A 9,589-nucleotide genomic window follows, 5' to 3' on the forward strand; every position below is an offset into this window, starting at 1 on the left:
GTTCTTACAGACATGAGTTGCGTGTAAACATCGCTGCTTGTTTGGTTATCTAGAAGGCTAGATAACCAAAAGGCCCAACACCTATTTAGATGTTGGGCCTTTTTATTGCGTTTTTTCTAGCGTTTTCAGTACAGACTTAGCGAGTTCGCTTACATAGCTACTTAATGATAGCCGCTGGAATAAACATGTCTTTCAATCGCTTAACCGAAGAATAAGTACCAAACATCGGTTTGTTGTCTAAATGCCTTCTCAGCATATCGGCGGCGACTGTCTTAATCACGTTGCGTTGGTCTTCTCGCGAGTACTGACGATAAAACTCAAGTACCTGCCCCCACTCGCCTACTTCAGTCGACAATGCAACGCTGAATGTGTTGCCTTCCAACTTACCCGTCACCAAAGCCAATTCAGTTCCGCATTTATCTCTTGTTGCTCCGGCCAGAGCAAAGGTTGCGGCCAATGGATCGCTCTTTTCAAGTTCGCTCTCTTTGGGCTCAGCCATCACCCACGAATGTCCGAAGCAATCTTCGACCTGCTCATTCAATTGCAGCCACGCTGACAGTGAACCTTTGGTCGACACTTCAGACACAGATAACGTCTTCTTTTTTTCCGCCATGATGTGTCCAATATGGTCAATCATCGGCTCATCGACACTCACGACATTACTCTCTAGCAGCTTGTAAACCATTTGCAGAAGCTTAACGCGAGTTTCTAAGTCTGCCTTAGGGCCAAACAGTTTAACCTCAATGAATGGCAGATAAGAGCGATAACCCAACTCATAACCTTCTGGCAGCTTTAATTGGTCCAAAACATCAGAGATGCCCGATTCAGATAAGCCAAACGTAAACAAACGGCTGCATTCTGAAGCAACCACTTGAGGATACGTACGCGACAAGTCCGGCAGAATTTCAAAGGTCACCATGCGCTTGAATTCACTTGGCACACCCGGCGTGAAATAGAACGTCGCATCGTTAATCTTCAGCTTAAAGCCACACGCAGTGCCAACTGGGTTATCGACAACCTGAGCGCTTGCTGGCAACAAGGCTTGTTTAAGGTTGCTGTCAGGCATCGGCATACCGCGTCCTGAGAACATTTTTTCCATACGAGTCAACCACTCAGGGAACATAATTAAGTCCTGCTCGGAAGCAGTTGCAGCAGCGGCGGCGCTCATGTCGTCGGTTGTCGGCCCTAAACCACCATTAACGATAACCACATCATAGTTAAAGCTCAGCATCAGCAGTTCTTCAACCAGAGCATTCATTTGGTCACCCACAGTGGAACGTTTAGCAAGAGCAAAACTGTGCTGATAAAACTCAGCAGACATCCAGGCCGCGTTTGTGTCGACAATGTCTCCATGAAGAACTTCTTCACCTGTACTTAACATTGCGATTTTCGTCATATTACTTCCCTTGTTGTCATAAAAAGACACTGTATTATTTACAAACTAGTCTATGGTTGAATTTGATACATTTCACCTTTCATAAGTATTGACCATGTCTGAACTAAGATTCTTATGAGAAAAGTAATAAAGTATTAGTTCCCTAAATCAGGCATTTAATAGATAATTGTGACTCTGATCAATTTTTAACTTCTCGTGGAGACCCTTGTGTCCAAATCGCCGTCACTAGCAAAGGTTACAGCTGTATTATCAATGTTAATGTCAGTTAACTCGGCTGCAAGCCAATATGACTTCGAACAGCCAATCAACCTTTCTTACTCGGATGAATGTGCTCAAGATTACTGTGTTAGTGAAAGCTTGTACACCTACAAGCCAAGTAAGAATTATGCATTAAACGAGTCAAGCGATCAGTACGATTTAACGATCGACAAGCAACCACTTTATCTGACTGTCAGCGATGGTAAAGATTGGGATTACCTTATGGGTCAAACCTACACTATTCTTGGTTTGAGTGTCGCAACCGTTGGCCTAATGACCCTATTACCTGAAAGTATTACTAAGTGGGACGATGACCAACGCGATATTAGTGCACTAGGTCAGAAGTGGAAGGATAATGTTTCTGCTGGTCCAGTATGGGACCGTGATGAACACTTCTTAAATTATGTAATGCACCCTTATTTTGGTGGTGTTTACTACACTGCAGCTCGACACGCGGGGTACGATGAGTTTGAGTCTTTCCTATACTCTTGGACTATGTCGACATTCTTCTGGGAATACGGTGTAGAAGCGTTTGCTGAAGTACCTTCATGGCAAGATCTCTTCATCACACCATTCTTTGGTGCGGTTGTTGGTGAAATGATGTTAGAAGCAGAACAAAACATCGTTGCTTCAGGTGGTGAAGTGATGGGTTCTCAAACCATGGGTGATGTGTCTCTATTTTTCCTAAACCCTGTTGGCCATATCCATTACTGGGTAAGTGACGCTTGGGGCGGTGACGCAGAAGTTAACCTGAATACTAACCCTTGGTGGGACAACCAAGATGCCGCTAAATTCGCTTACGATGCTGGCGCACCATACGACTCACAGTTTGTTGGTATGAACTTCAAGGTAACGTTTTGAACCAGTATCCGTGTTACTTGCTAAGCCGTTTACTCAGTTGCTTGCTAAGATTCTGAATCACAAATAACAGTGACAACTCTTTTACAAAGCGGCTCTTTAGCCGCTTTTTTGTGCCCTAGCCTTCATTCTCTTTTTTTGTATCGCAGCTTAGTTTCAAAAATTGACACAGGTCAAACATTGTTCGATGTAACCTTCTACACTGAAATTAAAGAACTTTATCGCGTGATATCAAACATTTAATTGGCAAAGAATAATTGAAACTTTGGGGGCTGATATGAACAGTACATTTATCGTAAACTTTATCGGAAAAGCATCACCAGCAACAATCAAGCAACTTGCTGCGGTTACTCACGAAAACGACGGAAAATGGCTCATCAGTAAAGTGAATTTTATTGAAGACCAAGTCGCGGGTGTACTCAAGGTTGAACTTCCAGCCATCAACGAATCGATTGTTAAAGAAGCCTTCAGCGCTAATCCGGATCTCATCGTGCAATTTGTCGATTCAGACCATGCACACAATGTCCAAGACACGATACACCACCTTAGACTCGACTCGAACGACAGAGCAGGTATCGTCAACGAAGTAACCCATGTCTTGGATAGACAAGGAATCAGCATTCTAGATATGGACTGCCACCGAGTCTTTATCGCTGGTGGCGGCGGTGTGAGCTCAAGCCTGTTTACTTCCAAGATAGCGGTTAAGCTGCCAATCGAAGTTCAGATCGAAGACGTAGTGAATGAGCTAGAAACGCTTAGCGAAGATACTCGAGTGATAATTGAAGGTTAACTGGTAGTCGCTCTCAATTTTATATTCTGTTTTCTGATTAACGGACACCTAAAAACAAAATAGAGCTGCTCATTGGCTGCTCTATTTGTTGTTCTGAGTCTAAGGATCGTTATTTAACCGACCATTGTGACAATGAACGTTTGAAGTCTTCATAGCCAAACTCATTCAGCTTTTGAACTTCTCCGTTGCTACGCTCGCAATAGATCGATGGCATCTTCAGGCCATTGAACCAGTTCAGTTTCACCATGGTGTAGCCCGCACTGTCCAACAGGTGAAGTTTTTGGCCAATCTTAAGTGGCTCATAAAAGCTCGTTTCGCAGAACTGATCGCCCGCCAGACATGAACATGAACCAATCACATAGTCGTGACTGCCTGTTTCTGAGGCTTCTAGCACCGATGCTGGTTCATTGTAAATAAGCGTATCAAGGCGGTGTGCCTCAGTCGCTGAATCCACAATCGCTGTTTTCTTCACGTTCTCAACGATATCAACCACTGTCACAACTAGGTCGGTTGTTTTAGTGATGATCGCTTCACCCGGCTCGAGGTACATCTGCACACCGTGTTTTTCAGAGAAGGCTTTCAGCGCAAGACCCAGTTTTTCGATGTCATAGCCCGGCCATGTGAAGAACACACCTCCGCCCATGCTCACCCAGTCCAACTTATCTAAGTGCTCACCAAACTGTTCGGAGATTGAATCAAGTAGGCCGATAAATGCATCAGCATCTTTGTTCTCACAGTTCATGTGGAACATCACACCATCAATCTCATCGAAGGTCTCTGGCTTGATATGGTCAGCTTGTACGCCCAAACGCGAGAATTGGCGCGCTGGGTTTGCCAAATCTTGTCCTGCGTAGCTCACACCCGGATTTAAACGTAAACCCAGTGAAGCTTTACCTTCAACAATATGACGGTAAGCAGCAAGCTGGCTTTGAGAGTTGAAAATCATCTTGTCGCAGATGTCAGCTACTTCTCTCACGTCATCTTCGCTGTAACCGACACTGTAAGCGTGCGTCTCACCACCAAAGGTTTCGTGGCCAAGCTTCACTTCGTATGGGCCAGAGCTTGTCGTGCCATCTAGGTAAGGCTTGATGATGTCAAACACACCCCATGTAGAGAAGCACTTCAGTGCCAATACCAGCTTCACACCTGAAATCTCTTTCAGCTGCTTAGCTTTCTCTAGATTCGCAATCAACTTGTCTTCGTTGATCATGAAATAAGGCGTTTTTAGTTCGTTGTTTTGCATGTTAATACCTTGCGGCCCTCGAGTTCACGAAGGCACATGAGAATCGAACAAAGCCGACGCAAGAGCGTTGGATGTAATTCGCAAAACTTTGCCCTTATCGCGAGGACAACGCGATGAGGGCAAAGAGCAACAAATTACTTCAAAGTATGGATTAGAGGTAGACCAGGTGTAGGCTCTAGCTCTTGAACGTGCCAGTCTAGACCGATTTCAGGCATCGTTGCTAGGAACGGGTCTGGGTTTAGCTGTTCCATGTTGAACACGCCTTTATCAGCCCATTCGCCGCGGAAGAACTGAAGTGCAGCGGTAATCGCTGGAACACCTGTTGTGTAAGAGATAGCTTGGTGCTCTACGTCTTCGTAAGCCACTTCGTGGTCCGCGTTATTGTAGATGAACACGCTGCGCTCTTTACCGTCTTTCTTACCTTGAACCCAAGTACCGATACACGTTAAACCTGTGTAACCCGGAGCTAGAGATGTTGGATCCGGTAGTAGTGCTTTAAGAACATGTAGAGGCTGAACCACAGTGCCATCGTGCAGTGTTAGCGGATCTGGGCTAAGAAGGCCGATATCACGCATGCAGTTGAAGTAGTTCAGGTAAGCATCGCCGAAGCCCATCCAGAATTCGATACGCTTAGCTGGGATGAACTCTTTCATTGAACGTACTTCATCGTGTGCCATTGAGTACACCTTGTGAGAGCCACAGTTAGGGAATTCAAACTCAAGCATACGAGAGTGGCAAGGTACTTGTTTCCACTCTTCATTTTCCCAGTAGAAAGAATCGCCTTGGATCTCAAGCATGTTGGTTTCTGGGTCAAAGTTTGTCGCAAACTTCTTACCGTGGTCGCCTGCGTTTACGTCCATTACATCGATCGTATCGATCTCATCGAACAAGTGCTTAACCGCGTGCGCTGCAAATACAGAAACCACACCAGGATCGAAACCCGCGCCAAGAATACCTGTGATGCCCGCTTCTGCGAACTTCTCACGGTAGCCCCACTGCCAATCGTAAGCTTGTGGTACTTGTTGGCCTTCAGAACATAGGTCAACCGCTACCGATGTATCTAGGTAAGATACTTTTGCTTGGTAACACGCTTCCATGATCGCCATATTTACCCAAGGAGGACCAGCGTTGATTACTAGGTCTGGTTTCACTTCGTTAATCAGAGCAACAAGTTCATCAACATCGTCAGCATTTACTGCGCGAGCTTCTAGTTTTTTAGTTGAATCTTTAAGGTTGTTTTTGCCCTTGATAGATTCGATGATTTTTTCACACTTCGCGATTGTGCGAGAAGCGATTGTGATATCACCCAGTACTTCGTTATTTTGTGCTGCTTTATGTGCAACAACCCAACCAACGCCGCCTGCACCAATTTGTAGAATAGCCATAGTTTTAATTACCCTTGTTGTTCTGCTAGCTCAATAGCTAAAGTTTGAATTTTGTTAATTAGAGATTTGAAATCTGATGTCGTTAAGCACGGATTCAAGATAGTGAATTTCAGCGCGCTTTTACCGTCGACAACCGTTTCGCCAAGCACGGCAACGCCACGAGTCAGTGCTTCCAGTCTTAGCGTTTGATTCAGTTTGTCTAAATCTAGCTCATCGTTTGCTGACTGCTTATTGTTCGGCTTAGATCGGAACAGCACTGTTGATAGTGAAGGTTCCGCGAGTAGCTCTAAGTCAACTTGGTTTTGAATCAGGTCTGCCACTTCTAGCGTTTGCTCAAGAAGATGGTCGTACATACCGCCCAACTGCTTTGGCCCAACGCTTTGCATCGTCATGAAGACTTTCAATGCATCAAAACGCTTGGTCGTCGCGATAGACTTGTCGACTAAGTTCGGCAGCTCATCGTGTTCACGGTTTAGGTAATCTGCGTGATGCAGAAGGTACTTAAAGTTCGCTTTGTCTTTCAACAACACCGCGCCGCAACTGATTGTTTGGTAGAAAAGCTTATGGAAGTCGACACTCACAGAGTCTGCTTTCTCGATGCCTTTCAGACGAGCTTTATGGCTACTTAAGATAAGCGCACCACCGTAAGCACTGTCGACATGGAACCAAAGGCCTTGTTTGCTTGCGATGTCTGCAATCGCATCAAGGTCGTCGATAGCACCATGATCCGTCGTACCCGCCGTACCGACTACAGCAAAAGGAATTAGGCCTTGAGCTTTAAGTGCTTTGATTTCTGCGTCTAATAAATCCGGTTTGATGGTGCCATTAGCGTTTGTTTCAACACAGCACACCGCGCTCTCGCCTAAACCAAGCAATGAAGCGGATTTTTGAACCGTGAAGTGAGATTTGTTTGAGCACAAGATACGAAGCTTGCTCGCGTATTCTGGTAAGCCAAGCTTTTGGATAGAATGACCATTGTGCTTATCCGCAACCCAGTCTCTCGCAAGCAATAAACCCATTAGGTTACTTTGCGTACCGCCACTGGTGAAAACGCCGTCCGCTTGATCGCCAAGTTGGTATTTGTCACACATCCAATCCACCACACGCTGCTCAACATAAGTCGCCGCAGATGCTTGGTCCCATGAATCCATTGATTGGTTCAGGGCCGCGATAATTGATTCCGCAGCGACTGATGCCATAAGAGGAGGAGTGTGAAGGTGTGCAATACAGTCTGGGTGTTGTACGAAGATGGAGTTTGCAGCGACAAGGTCTGCAGTACTATCTACAACATCAACCAAAGCGTGTTGATTGTTATCTAGGTCGACAGCCTTGATAGCGGCCTCTAGCACTTTTGGTTCTAGACCTGAATATGGAGTTTCAACCTGCTCAAAAACGGCTTTCATCGCTTGGGTGGTTTGATTCATCACATTAGCAAATTCGTTGCTACCACCTAAACCTGTCTGGATGAAATGCCTGTTCCATTCTTGGTTTGCTTGTTCGGTTGAAGCTGGGTCTTGTTGCAAACCGCCACCCGCTGCGATGATCGCTTCTTCCATCACGCGCAATGCAAAGTCGATCTGCTCAAAAGAGATAATCATTGGCGGAAGGAAACGAATAACCGAACCATCACGCCCACCCTTCTCAACCATCAAGCCGCGCTCTAGTGCTGCTCGTTGAATCGCTAGAGTTAGTTCGCCGTCTGATTGTGGTTCGCCAAACTTGTTAAGCTCACCATTTGGTTGCTTGATCTCAGCGCCAAGCATCAAGCCTTTACCACGAACCTCAGCAATACAGCTCACACGCGATTGAATCTTCTCAAGCCCGTGACGTAAGTATTGGCCTGCGATGTTCGCGTGTTCAACCAAACCATCACGCTCGATGATTTCCAACGCCTTAGCGCCAGACACCATTGCTAATTGGTTACCACGGAATGTACCTGTGTGCTCACCCGCTTTCCATGTATCAATGCTCTTATCGAACACAAGTAGCGACATCGGCAGTCCACCACCGATCGCTTTAGACAAACATAGGATATCAGGGTTAACACCCGACTCTTCAAACGCAAATCTATGACCCGTTTTGCCCACACCACACTGAATTTCATCAAAAATCAGTAGGATGCCGTGTTCATCACAGATACGACGTAGGCCTTGCAACCAAGAAGCAGGAGCCGGAATCACACCGCCCTCTCCTTGCACAGGCTCTACGATCATCGCGGCTGGTTTCATGATGCCGGATTCGTCGTCATTCAACATGCGCTCGATGTAACGAATGCTCGCGTTGGCCCCCGCCTCACCACCAATGCCAAACGGGCAGCGGAGGTTGTATGGGAAAGGCATGAAATGTACGTCAGACATCAAACCGCTACGACGCTCTTTAGTGCCGAGGTTGCCCATCATGCCCATGGTGCCGTTCGTCATGCCGTGGTAAGCACCACGAAAAGCAAACATGGTGTTGCGACCTGTGGTTTGCTTAGCGAGCTTGATCGCCGCTTCCACAGCATCAGCACCCGATGGGCCACAGAATTGAAGAACCGAATTATTTGAAAAGTCTTGAGGAAGAAAAGCTTTAACTCGCTTGATAAACGTCTCTTTTGCTTGAGTCGTAATATCAAGAGTTTGGTATGGTAGACCAGAATCAAGTTGGTCTTTAAGTGCTTGGTTAATCTCTGGGTGGTTATAACCCAAAGAAAGTGTACCTGCACCGGCTAAGCAATCGAGAAAGATCTGGCCACGAGTATCTTCAACTAAAGCGCCACATGCTCGCTTAATAGCAATAGGCAGGCGTCTTGGGTAAGAACGAACATCCGACTCATGCTGTTCTTGCTCGAGCAAAATAGCGTCGGGGGTTAGATCGTAAGTTTCCTCTACGATAGGAACCATAGTTGAAAATGAATTTGCGATAGTATTAATATCGACTTCAAAGGCGGTAGTCATAAAAGTCCCCTTGAATGAGTTCATACTCATCTCACCAGACGCGATTTCACTATAACTCTCTGTTTATATTAGAGAGTTCATTATGAAGTAGGTGCGTTGTCTAGAAATGAGATATAGCTGTACGCTCGTATAAGTCAAATGACGAACACGAAATTAGGCCGTCTTAAGACAGCGATAAATTGTTAACGTAAGCTCAAGGTTCAGTAATGCTACTGTTTTGAAGAATTGGACATTTTTGCAGGATCGGACAGCTATGAAGCGCTAGTCCCTTTGGAAATGCAGAGCTGATTAGCAATGTTGTTTTTAGTGTGTTCAATGTTGGGTTTCCCATTAACATGGCGAATGGCGCCATAAGTATCCCGTCTATCAGCTTAAGGACTAGCCGATACCTACCCTACGTTATGTCCCAATCAGCAAGAATGGTCATTACGCGTATCCCCCAGAAGCCATCATGATTCGTTTTGAACATCATCCATTCCGAGATTAAGCGGGAAAGTAACATAAAGTGAAATGAACTATCAATAATTTTTAGTGATGGCTTCATAAATACAAGATTTGGTTGGGTGATTACTTTAAATATCGATATTTAAGTGTCAATTTTTTGAGGGTAACGAGAAATTAAAATAGCAGAAAACAAAAAAGCCTGAACATTTCTGTTCGGGCTTTCTAATTTGGAGCGATACATCGGGTTCGAACCGATGACCTCAACCTTGGCAAGGTTGC

6 protein-coding genes are annotated in these 9,589 nt (G+C 45.5%); 2 read left to right on the forward strand and 4 right to left on the reverse strand.

Features of this window, described 5'->3' with window-relative positions; translation table 11 throughout:
* Positions 1-157: 157 nt before the first annotated feature.
* Complete coding sequence (locus ACED48_RS03535) at positions 158-1,396, reverse strand: CinA family nicotinamide mononucleotide deamidase-related protein (RefSeq protein WP_017055126.1); 1,239 nt, start codon at positions 1,394-1,396, stop codon at positions 158-160.
* Positions 1,397-1,603: 207 nt separating this feature from the next.
* On the opposite strand from ACED48_RS03535, the gene ACED48_RS03540 reads away from it, so the two are divergent.
* Positions 1,604-2,515 carry a DUF3943 domain-containing protein gene (locus ACED48_RS03540; RefSeq protein WP_029626788.1) on the forward strand — a complete coding sequence of 304 codons (912 nt, stop codon included), beginning with the start codon at positions 1,604-1,606 and terminating at the stop codon, positions 2,513-2,515.
* Between the two features lie 274 nt (positions 2,516-2,789).
* Positions 2,790-3,302: a glycine cleavage system protein R gene (locus ACED48_RS03545; RefSeq protein WP_017055124.1), complete on the forward strand. Its 513-nt coding sequence runs from the start codon at positions 2,790-2,792 to the stop codon at positions 3,300-3,302.
* A gap of 109 nt (positions 3,303-3,411) precedes the next feature.
* On the opposite strand, the gene nspC is transcribed toward ACED48_RS03545, so the two are convergent.
* From nspC to ACED48_RS03560, 3 genes are all read right to left on the reverse strand, one after another.
* The gene (gene nspC / locus ACED48_RS03550; protein WP_017055123.1) at positions 3,412-4,545 is read right to left on the reverse strand and encodes a carboxynorspermidine decarboxylase; all 1,134 of its coding nucleotides are present in this window, start codon (positions 4,543-4,545) and stop codon (positions 3,412-3,414) included.
* A gap of 134 nt (positions 4,546-4,679) precedes the next feature.
* Complete coding sequence (locus tag ACED48_RS03555; RefSeq protein ID WP_017055122.1) at positions 4,680-5,930, reverse strand: carboxynorspermidine synthase; 1,251 nt, start codon at positions 5,928-5,930, stop codon at positions 4,680-4,682.
* A gap of 8 nt (positions 5,931-5,938) precedes the next feature.
* Positions 5,939-8,890: a pyridoxal phosphate-dependent class III aminotransferase gene (locus tag ACED48_RS03560; RefSeq protein WP_029626786.1), complete on the reverse strand. Its 2,952-nt coding sequence runs from the start codon at positions 8,888-8,890 to the stop codon at positions 5,939-5,941.
* Positions 8,891-9,589 lie beyond the last annotated feature (699 nt).

Source organism: Vibrio sp. 5S239 (assembly GCF_041439575.1).
In the GTDB taxonomy this organism is placed as follows: domain Bacteria; phylum Pseudomonadota; class Gammaproteobacteria; order Enterobacterales; family Vibrionaceae; genus Vibrio; species Vibrio kanaloae.